The sequence below is a fragment of the Paenibacillus hodogayensis genome (genome assembly GCF_039536325.1).
GTDB classification, from domain to species: Bacteria; Bacillota; Bacilli; order Paenibacillales; family NBRC-103111; genus Paenibacillus_AB; species Paenibacillus_AB hodogayensis.
On the sequence record NZ_BAAAYO010000008.1, the window covers coordinates 97,493 to 112,077 of the forward strand.

Sequence of the window (14,585 nt, forward strand, 5' to 3'; positions counted from 1 at the left end):
GGATCAGTTCTTCAGGAAAGGAGGATGTTCGCCCATGTACTACGAAGAAGACCGGATTCCGTTCGATGAGCCGGATCACAAGCCGACCACCAAGGAAACCGAACACGACAATGCCGCCCCCTCAACCCCCGATTCCGCCAAGCTCCCGACCTCCCGACCGTCCCATCAAGCGACTGACGCCCGCTGACCTAATCTGCGGGATGCTAACAACTTAGCCCCCTTCTGCCAGGCTCCCCCGTCCAAGTCGCCTTCCGCCGTTTTGCTGCGAACCGCCCGGGTATCCCGGCGCCTTCCTGCGTCGGTACGGAATAAGCGAGCTTGCCGGCAACCTTCCCCTTATTCCGCTGCTCCCGTCGACTCCGACTGTTTGGCGAATCTCGCTTCGATTTTACGGCTGACGATGAGTGACGCCACGATAAAAAGGACGACGTACACCAAACGCAGCGGGTCCTCGATATAGCGATTCACGTCGTATCCGATATAGGACACGGCAAAAATCATGATCGCCTTGCCTGCGGAGACGGCCAGCGCGAACGAGCGGAGCCGCATCCCGGCCAACCCGGCGGCGATATTGATGACCACGAACGGACCTACCGGAAACAAGCTGAGCAGGAATACGTAGCTGAACGCATTGCGGCGCACCCACTGCATCGCCTTTTTTACTTTCGGCTTATCGGCCCAGCGCTGCAAATAACGGTGGCCGGCTACTTTGCGTACCAGCAAAAACGTGACGATACAGCCGCTGGCCATGCCAATCCACGAATACAAAAAACCGAGCCACAATCCGTATACGATCGCGTTGCCGCCTACGATCAGAAGCGTCGGCAGCGGCGGAACGAACGATTTCAAAAAAGCTAACGCGATGCCCGGAAGCGGCCCGAACGAGCGGTATTTGTCCAGCCACTCCAACAACTGCTCCTCGGTCAATGACGACAATATTTCGGCAATTCCCATAACCTGCATTCACCCGATTTCCGCTATTGCTTGTACCCTCATCTTATCCATAGTACCGGATGCGGATCACGGTGACAAGCGAAAGCGACTCGAAGGACCAGGCAGTCGCATGGGATTTCCTGATTCGGGGAAAATTGGTTGGCATGCAGCCGCGCTATATCGCATTAACGGGAATGCACCGTACTCCCGGCCTTCGCTCCTTTCCGGCCGAACACCGTTCCGGCCAAAAACAAAACGATCAACACTGCGCAAACGGCGTACGGTATGGCGATATGCAGCGAATACAATATCGTGCCAGCCAGCGGGCCGATAAAGGAGCCTACTCCCTGGGCGGCAGCGGTAAACGCCGCCAGCGCCCCCTGTTCCCCGTCGTCCACGGCGAGCGACGCTCCCGTCATATAACCAGGCATCGTAAAGCCGATGCCTATTCCGAACAGCACGAATACAACGATGTACCAGGACGGAGAGGCCAAAAACAGCGTAAAGGCGCTACACAGCGCCAGCAAGCCGATCGTCAGCAAAATCGGCGGCTTCAAGCGCCGAAAACGGCCGATCAGAAGCTGCGAAGCGACCACAATCACCCCCGCCGTAGTCAAGCCGATGCCGATGAGCCGGGCGGCCTTTACCGCGTCGATGTCAAGGCGGTCCTGCATGTAGATGCCGCATGTGACCTGCAGCACGATCATAACGGTCGATAAGGCGAGACCGATTCCGAGATAAAGCCGGATTCGCGGGTCCAGTGCCGACAGCTTTCCGGCGGCCGCAACGGTCCCGGACGTTTCCCCTGACGGAATCGAGACGGCGATTACGATTAGCATGACCGCCAGCAGCGCAGCCGATACGTACATCGGCGCCGTCAGGCCGATCGGGGTCAAAGCCGCGCCCATGGCCGGCCCCAGAACGAAGCCGAGGCCGTTCGCCGCCCCGAACAGCGCCATGCCGGCCGCCCTGTTGTCTGCTCTCGTCCATTCCATCAAGTACCCTTGCGCCGTCGCCGGAATGGCGCCGAAGAAAAAACCGCCGATCGCCCGCACGGCGAACAATTGCAGATACAGCCCCGTTTTATCGGTTGAATCTAGCCCCGCAGAGTCGGCCAGATAGGCAAATGCGGTAAGCGTGAGTACATAGCCGGTCATGGCGATCAGCATCACCGTCTTTCTCCGGCCTTTCCCCCACCGGGACCATAGGAAGCTGCCCAATATCCAGCAAATTCCCGTCACCGTGACCAGGCTGCCGGATTGAACTTCGCTCAGCCCGAGGCTGCGGGCCAGAAGTCCGATAATCGGGTTGAACGTAGCAATCGATATCATCGACGCAAGAACCGCCGCGAAGATGACGATAAAGCGCTTGTTCACGATCTTTCTCTCCTCTCGACGGCTTGGGCTTGGCGGCCCGCCGCTTTCTGTACGATGTCGCCCGTCGGTCGGCACGAACCGAAAGCGGCCTCCGGTTTGCGAATCGTAGTCCCATTATCCCTCGCGGATAGACGGAAGGACTACCTGTAGAAGCAGTATGATTCCCTGCAAAAGGAGCGTCCTGCAGCAGATTCATTTTGTCGTTCGGCCCGGTACCAGCACGATCGACTCTTGTCGGCGGAAGTTTTCGGAGTGTCGCATGCCTTTTTTTGCTCCGGTCAGCTTCGGCGAAATAGGTCGAGCCACGCCCAAAAAGCCCTCCGCGCCTTTCGGCAGGAAGAGCTTTTGGGGGTGATTTCGGTTGTTTTAGGAACGGTTCATCTGACGTATATATTGCCCAGGATTGACGCCGTACTGTTTGCGGAACGCGGACGTGAAATTGCTCATGTTGCTGTAGCCGAGCTCGCTTGCCGTCTCTCCGACATTGCGCCCCTCCTTCTCCATCAATTGCAGCGCCATCTCCATTCGCCGTTTGCGGACAAGCTCGAAGATGGTGACCCCGAACCGGTCGCGAAAGCCCTTTTTCAGCTTGTATTCGTTCATTCCCGCCTGTCGCGCCAGCTCGCGGATCGACAGCGGCTGCTCCACGTGAAGCAGGACCAGCTCCCGCGCAGCGTCCAGTCTGGCTTGATCGTCGGCATTCATCGATAATGTCTTTTCGCGTTCGGCGGGCCTTTCGGACTCTCCGTCCCCCGCGATCAGGGCGATCAGCTCCATCGCCTTGCTTTCGGCATACAACCGCCTCATCGCGCTCCGCCGGGTGCAGTGAAACAGATCGTGAACGCACTGCTGGATTTGCGGAGAATTGGCATAGCGGCCAAGACCTTGATGGCGGCTCAGCAACGACTGCATCGCCGGAAAGTCGGACGTGCCGTCCACATAGCGCAGCAGCTTCGCCGGCGACCAGCGTACTTCCAGCGTCCTCGTGCGCACGCCGCCCTTCTTTTCCATATACAGCTTCGTCCGGTCCATATGAAATACGTTGCCGCTGCGGCTGCCCGTCGTATGCTCCTTGCCGCCCCAGGCGCAATAAATTTCCCCGTCGAGACAATAATTCAATTCGAACAGGCTGTACGCCGCTTCGATATGCAGCTTGAGGTCGCGCTCCAGCACCAGGTCCGAGATGACGATCTCCATGCCGTCGCGAATAGGCAGACGGACGATCGTTCCCGCTCCGAGCCGGGGCGGCAGCTCGATGCGCCGCTCGTCTTCGTCCGTGTGCGAGCGGCCCTTCATCAGCCCGGAGAACCGGTCGAAATAATCGTGGATATGCTCGATTCGTATCGTTTCCGCCACAGTATCGCCCCCTTCTTGTAGCCGAGCCCCTTCCCGGAGCATTCCCAACGTTTGAACAGGCTCCGTCACGCTTCCGGGTCGCCGTAGCCTCCCGGATCATCGGACAGCCCTGCGTCGAAGGCGCTGTACGCCTCCTCGTCGGCAATGCTCTGCACGTCCTCCGCCTGAATGCCGATGTAACGGTACCCTTCCTTTGCCTGCTTCTTCAATGCCCGTTCCTTGTAAAATCGCGGACTCGCCTCTCCCCGATCCTCATCATAGAACAGCAGAATGCCGTCCGTCTTGCGGAACAGCAGCTCGTCCCTGGCTTTCAATTGCCAGACACCCTCGTACGGCTTGTTGCTTACGGAAGCGTAATAATCGACGCCCTTCAAAATATCTTGAAAATATCGCTGCCGGCCTTCCTTCCATTTCTCGTCCGGATTCAGATAAGCCGAAATAATCGAGCACCTCAAGTGCGAATAGTTGCGCTTCAGCCGGATGACCGCTTCGCACGCCCACAGGTCCACGCCGTATTGCCCCGGCGTGATGACCCATTCCAGCCCTTCCTCGATCAGCGGGACGAGCTTGCTCTCGATCGCTTTTTGAATAAACCCGATACCCGGGTTTTTCTCGTCGAATATGTTCAGCTCATGCGCACGGTAGCCTGTAACGAGCAAATTTTTCATCTTTCAGTCTGTAATTCCTTTCGTAACTTCGTAACTTCATATCCTCTTATCCTCGTATCCTCGTTTCTTCGTATCCGTTACCGCCTCAAGGCGATGTCAATCACCTGCTCTGCGGCAGCCAGCACCACCAGATGAGCGGGGTAAAAGCTCCTCCACACCCAACGTTTGATCTCGATCCGGTCCAGCAGCCTGTAAAGCGAGGGCCTGTAAACGAGAAACATCGTGGAGACGACGCTGTAAAGCTGTAGGTCCGCCCCCCTGTACAGCAGGTATGCCGCATTAAGCGCCAGATGGGCCATCACGAGACGGTGCGACTCTAGATAGCGGAACGCCAGTACGAGCAGCAGCGCATAAGCTCCGTAATCGAACGGAATCAGCTCCAATACGGCCACCCCTGCCAGGGCGACCGCCCAAGCCCCCGCCTTCGGCTTGATCCGGTCCATTGCGGCCATCACGAGCAGGCAGACGACGAAGGTGCCGATAATGTTGATATTCCCCATATCGAGAGCGGCGAGGTAAGGAACCTGCGATATCGCCGCAAGCAGCACCAGCCTTCGTATATAGCGCATCAAGCTGCCGGTATGGCGATAGCCCTCTACCAGGCAATACGCGTAGATCGGCATCGCCAGACGGCCGACGATCCGCCAGATCGATTGCCCCGGCGCGAAAATATGACCCGCATGATCGATAACCATCGTCAGCATCGCGATCAGGTGCATGCGTCCCTCCGAAACTGTCCGCCGACCTTCGAAATGGTCTGCGGCGCATTTTCCCTATATTGTACATCATGAAGACGGACCCGGGTCAACCCGTCTTCGAACAACGCGCCGTTTTCTGGTATGATGGAGAATAGGAACCGGAACGTATGTTTGACGATTTGCACAAGAAAGGATGGCGGGCTATGAGTTTTTCGCTGACCCCCCGTGTCATTAAGCTGCTGTGCGGCCCTCTATCCTATGAAAAAGGAGAAACGCTCTATCGGGACGGCTGCGTCTCTTTCCATACCTTCGACACGGATGCGAATGCGTTTGAAGCGTTCGTTGAGGGCAGCCGTCCTTTCCAGATCGGTATCGATATCGACGGTTACGGCGACGTGGCCGCCCGTTGCACTTGCCCCGCTCCCCGGCCGGACGGCCGCTACTGCGGCCATATTGCGGCCGTACTGCTGAACCTGCATCATATACGCCAAGACGGCCGCTCGCCTGACCGTTCGGTGGCCTCCCTTCTGCATAAACCGCACGAAGCTGGGCATGCGCGCGACTTTATGCCCGCTCCGACCGGCACAGACGGCATATCGGCCGAAGAGATGCAGCTGACCACCGGCCTGCTCGGCCTGTTCTCGTCCCGCCCGAATACGGCGGGCGTAGCCTCGCCCCGCTTCGACAGCCGGACGCCGCTCGATATGGAGCTGACGTGCAGTCCAGTCGCCTACAGCTTCCGCAGCCGCATGTTCGGGATTTCGATCAAGATCGGACCGGGGCGGCTGTATATCGTGCAGAAGATCCGGGATTTTCTGGAGGCGGCGGAACGGAGCGAGCCATTTGCGTTTTCGCGCCATTTTACGTACGACCCGAAGCGGCATCGTTTTCACCGGGAGCATGGAGCGATCATGCAGGAGCTGATTCGCATCAGCCGCAACGAACGGATGGTACACGAGGCGTCGAAAGCTCCCGTCGCTCCGCGCCACGCCGGCGGAGAACGGACGCTGCTCGTTCCCCCGGCCTCCTGGGATTCGCTTCTGCCGCTGCTGGAAGTGGCGCCGTCCGTGCAGCTTCAGTCCGGCGCCGATCGGTTCGACCGCCTCCGGGTAATCGAAGAGCCGCTGCCGCTCCGGTTTTTCTTCGATCGGGCCGATTCCGGCGAGTTTCTGATGAAGGTGGACGGGCTTGACCCGATCGTGACCATGGAAGACTACGGGCTCGTCCTCCATGACGGCAAGCTGCTGCCGCTCGCACCCGAGGCGGGCCGTCGGCTGGCAACGCTACAGCGGATGATGGAGCCGCTGCTCCTGCAGCAGGTCCGCATCCCCGCCGGACAGATGGAAGCTTTTCTCGACAGGACGTCGGCGGGGCTGATGAAGCTGGGCCGCGTCGAGCTTGCCGAAGCTGTGGCGAACCGGATGGTGAAAGCGCCGCTGAAAGCCCGGCTTTATTTGGACCGCGTGAAGGACCGACTGCTGGCCGGTCTGGAATTCCGCTATGGGGAGAAGGTCATCAATCCGCTGGAGACGAAGTCCGCCCATCCGGCCGGCGAGCGCATTCTGGTGCGCGACCACGAAGGCGAGCGGCGCATACTCGAGCTGATGGAGCTGGCCGGCTTCGCCACGACGGAGAGCGGTTATTTCCTCGACGACGAGGAAGCGGAGTACGAATTTTTGTACCGAATCATGCCGGAGCTGGAGAAGCTGCTTCACGTCTACGCCACTTCCGCGGTCAAGGTCCGGTTGTTCGCCGGCCCTGTCGCTCCGGTGCTGAACATCCGCGCGGATGAGCGGACGGAATGGCTGGAAGTCGGCTTTGACCTCGCCGGCATACCCGAAGCGGACATTCGCCATCTGTTGAAAACCGTCGAGGAAAAACGCAGCTATTACCGGCTGCCGAACGGGGCGCTGCTGCCGCTGGAAAGCGCCGAGTTTCAAGAAATCGTGCGCGCGCTGAACGAGCTCGGCATCCGTCAGGAGGAGCTGAAGAACGGCCGGATGCGTTTGCCCGTCGCGCGGGGTCTGCTCTTGTCCGATTCGTCGGCAGGCGATTCCCGGGCTGTGAAGCTAAGCAAGCCGCTGCGCGTCTTTCTCGACGATATGCGCCACCCGGACAGCCGCGATTTTCCGGTCCCGGACATGCTCCAGCCCGTGCTGAGAGACTACCAGAAATACGGCTACCAGTGGATGAAGACGCTCGCCCACTACCGGTTCGGGGGGATTTTGGCGGACGATATGGGGCTTGGCAAGACGGTGCAAAGCATCGCTTACTTGGCTTCCATCCTGCCGGAGCTGCGCGAACGGAGCGAGCGGGCGCTGATCGTCGCCCCTGCCTCGCTCGTCTACAATTGGCGCAACGAGCTGGCCAAGTTCGCTCCGCACATTCGGGCCGTCATCGCGGACGGCGACAGGCGCGACCGCGCCTCGGCGCTTCGCGGGAGCGACGCCGACGTCATCATTACGTCGTACCCTTTGCTGCGGCAAGATATCTCGCTGTATGCCGGACAGACGTTCCATACGCTGCTGCTGGACGAGGCCCAGGCGTTCAAGAACGCCGTCACGCAAACCGCCCAGGCGGTCAAAGCGGTCCGCGCCCCCTATCGCTTCGCTTTGACGGGGACGCCCATCGAGAACTCGATGGAGGAGCTGTGGTCGATATTCGAAGCGGTATTCCCCGGGCTGCTTCCGGACCGTAAGACGTTCAACGAGCTATCGCGCGAAGACGTAGCCCGGCTGATTCGTCCGTTTGTGCTGCGCCGCTTGAAGAGCGACGTACTGAAGGAGCTGCCGGATAAAATCGAGTCGCTGCAAGCGTGCGAGCTGCTGCCCGATCAGAAAAAGCTGTACGCCGCCTATTTGGCCAAACTGCGCCACGAGACGCTGAAGCATCTGGACGAGGACGGCTTCGGGAAAAGCCGGATCCGGATATTGGCCGGCCTGACCCGACTTCGCCAGATTTGCTGCCACCCTGCCCTGTTCGTAGAGGGCTACGAGGGGCGTTCCGCAAAGTTCGAGCTGCTGCTGGAAATGGTCGACGAATGCCGCAGAGCCGGGAGGAGGACGCTTGTCTTCTCGCAGTTTACCGGCATGCTCGATCTGATCGGCCGGGAGCTCGGTCAGCGCGACGTTCCGTACTTCTACCTGGATGGACAAACCCCCGGGGAGGAGCGCGTCGAGCTGAGCCGGCGGTTTAACGAGGGAGAGCGGGACCTTTTCCTCGTCTCGCTGAAAGCCGGCGGCACCGGGCTGAATTTGACCGGCGCGGATACCGTCATCCTGTACGATCTGTGGTGGAACCCGGCGGTCGAGCAGCAGGCGGCGGACCGCGCGCACCGGATCGGCCAGACGAGCGTCGTGCAGGTTATACGGCTTGTCGCCCAAGGCACGGTGGAAGATAAAATGGTCGAGCTTCAGCAAAGGAAGCGGGGCATGATCGATGACGTTCTGGGTCCGAACGGCGAGGCGCTGTCGTCCTTGACGGAGCAGGATATCCGAGAGCTGCTGTCGATTGGCTGAAGAAGCGTTGAGAGCGGAAGACGGACACTGTCGGCGCGTCGGCGACGGAGAGCCTTTACTTCCAAACGACTCCTGCCGTCAAGAAGCTTCGTGAACTTAACGGTTAGAACGAGAACAACGGTCCTCTCGCGATGAAAGGACCGTTGCAGGCCGTTGACTAACCATGCGGTCCGATCGCCGCTTGACTCCGCTTCCGCTCCTTATTTTTGCGGTACAGCATGATGCACAGAGGGATAAGGCCGCCTGCGAGGAAGGCCGCGATCAGAAAGGGCGTTTTCCACGGCATATGGCCGTAGTACAGATTTTCGCGAGCCAGCTCCAGCTGCCTGGGCATCGTGACCAGCACGATAGCCATATAGACGGAGGCGATCGCTACCCGGCCTTTGGGCGCCAGAACGCAGCTGACATAGATGGCGAATGCGACGCTAAGCACTTGATCGTAGAGATGGAACAACACGAATTGAAGCTGAAGGTTGTCGTACGCGATCGGCGAGATGACGATCTGGAAGAAAGCAAACCGGAAAAATACGCGCATAAAAACGTACGCCAGAAGGAACATCGGTAGTACGCCTACCCATTTGAGCACCGTAATCCAGTTGGTCGGCGATGGTTGTTGCATGGCTCCTCTCCCCCTCTTCATCCATCTACTTCGGATTATGCAGGAATATTCTGGGAAGAGCAAGCGCGAATATGGCTTATTTACGTCATCGCCGGCAAGGAATCGATGATCTGATTGCGGCCGTTCGGCGTCCAGCTCATGACGAACCAGTTGGGGATCCAGCGCACCTTATTGTTTCTGACCGCATCGTTCGTATTCCACGATACCGTCTTCTGCAGCCGGTCGGCTATGCGCTCACTCCCCGCGAGCAAATGGTGCTTCTGAATAAAAATATGATCGGTTTCAAAATGGGGCAAAAGCTCCGGCTCGATTTCCATTCTCCAGCTATCCGCAGGGGCGAGCGTTCCGTTGCGCAGACCGAGTTCCGTGAACAGCAGCTCGTTCAGCGGATGATTGCCGGAGCCCTGTATGCCGACTAGCCGATGATTGACCTGCATAACCGTAACCCGATCGTCCCCGTATAGACGCCGGAGCTTACCGCGCATCTCGTGAGCGCGCACCTCCAGACGAGCTATCTCGTGCTCCGCCTCCCGCTCGCGGCTGGCCAGCTCGGCGATTTTGAGATGAATGAGCCGCCAGTTCCAATCCGATCGATCAAGGATGACAGTCGGGCCAATCCTCTTCAAATCGTCGCGGTACTCCTGATGATAGTGGTCTCCGATAATCAGATCGGGGCGCTCTTCCGCGAGCCGCTGCAGCTGCTGGCGGCAAAGCAGCCGGTGCGCCTCGTCGTCCATCCAAGGATATTGGTACAAATCGGCCGCCGCTACCGGTTCGACGCCCATTGAATTCAGGTTGTCGCGAAAATTCATCGAGGAGGCGACGGCGATCCGCAGCCTTCCCCGCTTCATGTAAAGCGTAGGAGACACTCCCGTAATGCGCTGAAACGTCCGGCTGAAATAAAACTCATTGCAGAAGCCGACGGATGCGGATACTTCCTTGACGCGGCTATCCGGCTGCATCAGCAGCTTCTTCGCTTCCTCGATCCGAAGATCGGTTAAATATTCGATCGGCAGCATGCCGGTATTTTTCTTGAACAACCTCGAATAAGCGCTCGGGGCAAGGCGGGATGCGGCAGCCAACTGGCCGAGCGACAGCTTGGAGGCCATGTGCTTCGTCATATGGCCGATGCTGGCTTCGATTCGCTCGTCGAGCGTCCGGTCTCCTGCGGGCGATTGCCGGGTCAAGGCATCGATCAGCCGCTCCAGCTCCAATCTTGACGCGAAGGGTTCGGACTGCGCCGCCGCTTCCAGATTTCGAAACGCATGCAGCATCTGCACGGCGCTGCGGATCGGGATGCGGCCTTGCGGCAATGGATGCGGCAGCGTCGAGGCGGCCTCTATGGACAACTTGCCGCCCGCCTGTTTCACGATCATCGGCGCGAACAGAACGACGTAATACTCGATCGGCTCATGTGGCGAGCAAACGGTCACGTTCATGCCCGGGCTGAAGTAGAACAGTTCGAAGGGAGCAAGCTTATAAACCTCTCCATCGATCAGCAAAGTTCCTTCGCCTTTAATGGGGAAGCACAACGCATGGAAAGGAATGTTCCGGGATTTGGCGGCCGGCGCAAACGGAAGCTTGCGCAGCCGAATGGAAGAGAGAAGATATAGCGGATGTTCGGAATGATGACGCGACATGGTAGCCCTCCTGCTTCTTCTCTCCATTATATTATAAATGTCTCGGCCGATACAGCAGATAGATCATATAGGGCGCCCCGAGCAAGGCCGTTACGATGCCGACCGGAATCTCGAACGGAGCGAAAACCGTCCTGCCGACCAAGTCCGACAGCTGCATGACCAATCCGCCCATCAAGGCAGCCGCAGGAAGCAGTCTAGCGCTCATATTGCCAACCAAATGTCTGGATAGGTGGGGAGCCATCAAGCCGATAAATCCGACCGTACCGACCATCGAGACGGCGGCTCCGGCCAAGCCGACACTGACCAGAACGAGCAAACCGCGGGACCGTTCCAGCGGCAAGCCGACGCCTGTAGCCATTTCATCCCCAAGCTGGATCGCATCGAGATGCCGTGCGAGCAGCATGCAGACGGGAAACCATGCGACCAGCCAGGGCAGCAGCGGCCACACATGCTCCCAGCCTCTGCCGTATAGGCTCCCGGCCAACCAAACGGACGCTTGCGAAACGCGAAAGATGCCGCCTACGGACAGCAAATAAGAAATGACAGCCCCCGCGATCGCGGATATCCCGATGCCGACCAGCAGCATCCGAATAGGAGAACTCCCCCTGCGCCACGAAAAAGCGTAAATCATCGCAGCGGTCAGCAGCGCTCCGCCAAACGCCACGAAAGGAAGACCGGCTGTCGGGAAGGTAGGAGCCATGACGATGACCGCAACCGCGGCCGCTCCCGCCCCGGCGTTCAGACCCATAACGCCCGGCGATGCCAGCGGATTGCGGGTTATGGCCTGGAGAATGACCCCCGACAGCGCCAGCGCCGCCCCGGCCAACAATCCGACCAAGGCGCGCGGCATTCGCAGCGTCCGGATCGTAAATTCATAAGTATCGCTTCCGAAGCCTGCGGCCGTACGGATCGCCTCCAGCAGCGGAACCGCCCGTTCGCCGGAGACGATATTTCCGGTGAAAGCCAGAACGTTCGCTGCCAGCAGCAGCCCCAGAATCGTCATATAACGGGTCGCGCTTCCGGTCTTGTTCACAGCGTCTTCCCCTTTCTCTGCGCCAAATAAATCAAAAAGGGCGCCCCGAAAAACGCGGTAACGACGCCGACCGGAATTTCTTGGCCCGGCAGCACGAAGCGCGCCCCGATATCGGCCAATAGCAGCAGCAGAGCGCCCAGTACGGCCGAATAGGGCAATATCCAACGATAGTCGGCGCCCGCCAAAAATCGCGCGATATGGGGAACCGCCAAACCGATAAAGCCGATCGGGCCTGCAATCGCCACTGCGCTGCCGGCCAAAAGCATAATGAGTCCGATCAAACAAGCTTTGATCCATCCGATCCGCTGACCGAGCCCCTGAGCGGCCTCGTCGCCGAGACTGAGCAGATTGATCGATTTGCTCATGACAAGCGTCAAAAACAAGCCGATCAGCATGTACGGAACGACCTGCATGAACAAGCCTACATCCCTTCCCGTCAGCGAACCCGCCAGCCAAAACCGCATCGTGTCGAGCGTTTGCTGGTTGAGAATGAGAATACCCTGAGTCAGCGAAGCCAGCAGCAGATTGATGGTCGCTCCCGCCAGCACGAGTTTCATGGACGATAGCCGCTCTCGCCCGAGCGAACCGAGCAGAAAGACGGCCGCCCCGGCCAAGCCGGCACCGACGAAGGACGACCAGGCGAACAATCCCAATGTTGTATAGCCGAACAAAAAGGAGGCGACGACCGCCGCCAACGCCGCACCGTAATTGATTCCGAGAATCTCCGGACCCGCAAGGGGGTTGCGGCTGAGCGCTTGCATGATTCCGCCGGCCAACGCCAAACAGCAGCCTACCGCTACGGCGACCAGCGCCCGCGGCAGACGAACCGTGCGAATAATCAGCTGCTCTCTCGAACCATCGAAAGCGATAAATGACCGGACCACGGTCGAAAAATCGATATGGACGATGCCTAGCGCCATGCTGGCTACAAAGCCGATTGCAACGAACAAAAGCAGAAGCGACAGTCCGGCTATTTTGTTTTTCAACCTTTGTTCCCTCCACGTCCATGCCCGTTGCCCGGGCATAAAGATTGGGCTGCCGCTCCGGGCAACCCAATACTGCTTTGCAGACTATGATTTTGCCAAGTAGGCGAACAAATCGTCCACGACTTTATTGACCGCCTTGATGCCGAGACCGCTCATCCACGTCTCCCATTCGACCTGGTAGACCCGCTTCTCCTTAACCGCCTTCAAGGTGTCCCACAGCGGGCTTTTTTGCAGCTTTTCGAACGAGCCGTTCTCGCGGGTGAACCAGAATATGACATCTCCGTCTAAATCGGCAACTTGTTCCAGCGTCACATCTTTGCTGAAGCCGGTTCCCCTCTGCGCTTCGGGTCTGACGATCCCGGCGTCGGCCAGAATGACGCCGCTGAACGTCTCGGTCAAATAGATTTGCGCCTTGTCCGCGCGCGTTCGAATGACGGACACCTTCGGGCCCGCAGTGCCGATTTTTTTCTTGAGCTCGTCAGTCCGTTTCTGATAATCGTCAAGCAGCTTCTTTCCTTCTTCCCCCTTGCCCACCGCCTCGGCATGAGTTTGAAGATTTTTTTTCCAAGTGACGCCGAGCGTTTCCACAAAAACAGTCGGGGCGATTTTCGCCAGCTTATCGTGAATTTGACTATGCGTATCTTTATTCCCGATAATCAGATCCGGGCGAAGCGAGTCGATCTTTTCCATATTCGGCTCGTTGACCGATCCGATATTGGCGATTCCTTCGGCCTCTCCTAAATATTTCGGGTACGGATCCCCCGGCGTTAATATCGATGGAGCTCCCACAGGCTTTATGCCAAGAGCGAGCAGATTGTCCAGCGCTCCGATATCCAGCACAACGACTCGAGCCGGCTTAGCCGGAACCTGTACGCTTCCGTAAGCGTCGCTTATCGTGCGCAGCTCGGCCTGTTTCCCCGAATCCTTGACTTCAGCCGGTCCTCCGTTCTTATTGGCACCGCACCCAGCCATGAGCAACAAACAAGCCAGCAGTATAATCGCTGCTCCAGACCGCTTACCGATAACCTTCGCAAACATAAAAAAACGTCCTCCCCTGTCTATCTAATAATGAGAATCATTATTAATAGAATACCGTTAGCGGAGGACGCATGTCCATGCATAAATATTACGTTTTCATACAGCTTTTCGCCATCAGTCCCCGGACGACAACGAGAAGCCTTCCTCTTGCATGTATTCCTCCACCTCGGCATACGTCTCGAAGGCGGCCTCCAGATTAAGACCGGCATACACATACCATAGCTCGTCTTCGTATGTGACGGTCAGCGTCTGCTTATCCGGCCCCTCCCACCGCTGACGCTTGGCCGGGGTTTTCGCCGAACGGGCACCCTTCGCTCCAACCGACAGCGAACGGATCGATTCGCCTACAATCGTCCGCAGCTCGTCGGAAGTGAAGTCGCGAACATTGACCATTCCTTTGTCGTCCGACGAATAGTTCGGCAGCAGTCCTCCATATACATAGCCGTTGCCGTTCGGATGCAGATGGTAGGCTACCGTCTGCTTTTCGTGCACGCTTTGTTCATAGTGAAAGTTGACCCGGCCGAGCGACACGTTTTTGCGCCGGAGCTCGGGAAAGGATTCCAAAATGGCAAGCTTTTGTTCAAAACTGAGCATATGCGCCTCCATAAACAAAAAGTTCGATCCGTCGTCCCTATAGCCAACAACGGATGGTAACGTATTCGCCGACGGAAGGCCTTTCTCCTCTTCTGCATCCCATAGGCCATTAGCCGTTTCCGCTTC

The 14,585-nt window shown here is 58.3% G+C and carries 13 protein-coding genes; 2 read left to right on the plus strand and 11 right to left on the minus strand.

Annotated features, from left to right (window positions below):
- The first annotated feature begins 34 nt into the window (after positions 1–34).
- Entirely contained in the window at positions 35–187 is a 153-nt protein-coding gene (locus tag ABD796_RS16215) for a hypothetical protein (protein WP_344909234.1), read from the plus strand.
- 149 nt (positions 188–336) lie between these two features.
- On the opposite strand, the gene ABD796_RS16220 is transcribed toward ABD796_RS16215, so the two are convergent.
- The 5 genes from ABD796_RS16220 to ABD796_RS16240 all read right to left on the minus strand — a co-directional run bounded on the left by ABD796_RS16220 (position 337) and on the right by ABD796_RS16240 (position 5,052).
- Positions 337–954, minus strand: coding sequence for a TVP38/TMEM64 family protein (locus ABD796_RS16220; RefSeq protein WP_344909236.1), 618 nt, complete (start codon positions 952–954; stop codon positions 337–339).
- Between the two features lie 164 nt (positions 955–1,118).
- A complete protein-coding gene (locus ABD796_RS16225) occupies positions 1,119–2,309 on the minus strand; it encodes an MFS transporter (RefSeq protein ID WP_344909238.1) in 1,191 nt (396 codons plus the stop codon).
- A 366-nt stretch (positions 2,310–2,675) separates the two neighbouring features.
- Positions 2,676–3,665: a helix-turn-helix transcriptional regulator gene (locus tag ABD796_RS16230; RefSeq protein WP_344909240.1), complete on the minus strand. Its 990-nt coding sequence runs from the start codon at positions 3,663–3,665 to the stop codon at positions 2,676–2,678.
- Positions 3,666–3,730: 65 nt separating this feature from the next.
- Positions 3,731–4,333: an SLOG family protein gene (locus ABD796_RS16235; protein ID WP_344909243.1), complete on the minus strand. Its 603-nt coding sequence runs from the start codon at positions 4,331–4,333 to the stop codon at positions 3,731–3,733.
- A gap of 77 nt (positions 4,334–4,410) precedes the next feature.
- Positions 4,411–5,052 carry a TraX family protein gene (locus tag ABD796_RS16240; protein WP_344909245.1) on the minus strand — a complete coding sequence of 214 codons (642 nt, stop codon included), beginning with the start codon at positions 5,050–5,052 and terminating at the stop codon, positions 4,411–4,413.
- Positions 5,053–5,234: 182 nt separating this feature from the next.
- Here ABD796_RS16240 and ABD796_RS16245 point away from each other — a divergent pair, with 182 nt between their 5' ends.
- Entirely contained in the window at positions 5,235–8,549 is a 3,315-nt protein-coding gene (locus ABD796_RS16245) for a DEAD/DEAH box helicase (protein WP_344909247.1), read from the plus strand.
- A gap of 157 nt (positions 8,550–8,706) precedes the next feature.
- Here the strand turns inward: ABD796_RS16245 and ABD796_RS16250 are convergent, their stop codons facing one another.
- The 6 genes from ABD796_RS16250 to ABD796_RS16275 form a co-directional block, all read right to left on the minus strand.
- On the minus strand, positions 8,707–9,168 hold the full coding sequence (locus tag ABD796_RS16250; protein WP_344909249.1) for a hypothetical protein: 462 nt from the start codon (positions 9,166–9,168) through the stop codon (positions 8,707–8,709).
- Between the two features lie 80 nt (positions 9,169–9,248).
- A complete protein-coding gene (locus tag ABD796_RS16255) occupies positions 9,249–10,808 on the minus strand; it encodes a helix-turn-helix domain-containing protein (protein ID WP_344909251.1) in 1,560 nt (519 codons plus the stop codon).
- A gap of 31 nt (positions 10,809–10,839) precedes the next feature.
- Positions 10,840–11,841, minus strand: coding sequence for a FecCD family ABC transporter permease (locus ABD796_RS16260; RefSeq protein ID WP_344909253.1), 1,002 nt, complete (start codon positions 11,839–11,841; stop codon positions 10,840–10,842).
- Complete coding sequence (locus ABD796_RS16265) at positions 11,838–12,827, minus strand: FecCD family ABC transporter permease (protein WP_344909255.1); 990 nt, start codon at positions 12,825–12,827, stop codon at positions 11,838–11,840. Before ABD796_RS16265 ends, ABD796_RS16260 begins: the two co-directional genes overlap by 4 nt.
- 84 nt (positions 12,828–12,911) lie before the next feature.
- Positions 12,912–13,865: an ABC transporter substrate-binding protein gene (locus tag ABD796_RS16270; RefSeq protein WP_344909257.1), complete on the minus strand. Its 954-nt coding sequence runs from the start codon at positions 13,863–13,865 to the stop codon at positions 12,912–12,914.
- Positions 13,866–13,979: 114 nt separating this feature from the next.
- On the minus strand, positions 13,980–14,459 hold the full coding sequence (locus ABD796_RS16275; RefSeq protein ID WP_344909259.1) for a hypothetical protein: 480 nt from the start codon (positions 14,457–14,459) through the stop codon (positions 13,980–13,982).
- Positions 14,460–14,585 lie beyond the last annotated feature (126 nt).

Coding starts and splice junctions, on each gene's coding strand:
- ABD796_RS16215 (WP_344909234.1), top strand. CDS start 35: ATGTACTACGAAGAAGACCGGATTCCGTTCGATGAGCCGGATCACAAG.
- ABD796_RS16220 (WP_344909236.1), bottom strand. CDS start 954: ATGGGAATTGCCGAAATATTGTCGTCATTGACCGAGGAGCAGTTGTTG.
- ABD796_RS16235 (WP_344909243.1), bottom strand. CDS start 4,333: ATGAAAAATTTGCTCGTTACAGGCTACCGTGCGCATGAGCTGAACATA.
- ABD796_RS16240 (WP_344909245.1), bottom strand. CDS start 5,052: ATGCACCTGATCGCGATGCTGACGATGGTTATCGATCATGCGGGTCAT.
- ABD796_RS16245 (WP_344909247.1), top strand. CDS start 5,235: ATGAGTTTTTCGCTGACCCCCCGTGTCATTAAGCTGCTGTGCGGCCCT.
- ABD796_RS16250 (WP_344909249.1), bottom strand. CDS start 9,168: ATGCAACAACCATCGCCGACCAACTGGATTACGGTGCTCAAATGGGTA.
- ABD796_RS16255 (WP_344909251.1), bottom strand. CDS start 10,808: ATGTCGCGTCATCATTCCGAACATCCGCTATATCTTCTCTCTTCCATT.
- ABD796_RS16270 (WP_344909257.1), bottom strand. CDS start 13,865: ATGTTTGCGAAGGTTATCGGTAAGCGGTCTGGAGCAGCGATTATACTG.
- ABD796_RS16275 (WP_344909259.1), bottom strand. CDS start 14,459: ATGCTCAGTTTTGAACAAAAGCTTGCCATTTTGGAATCCTTTCCCGAG.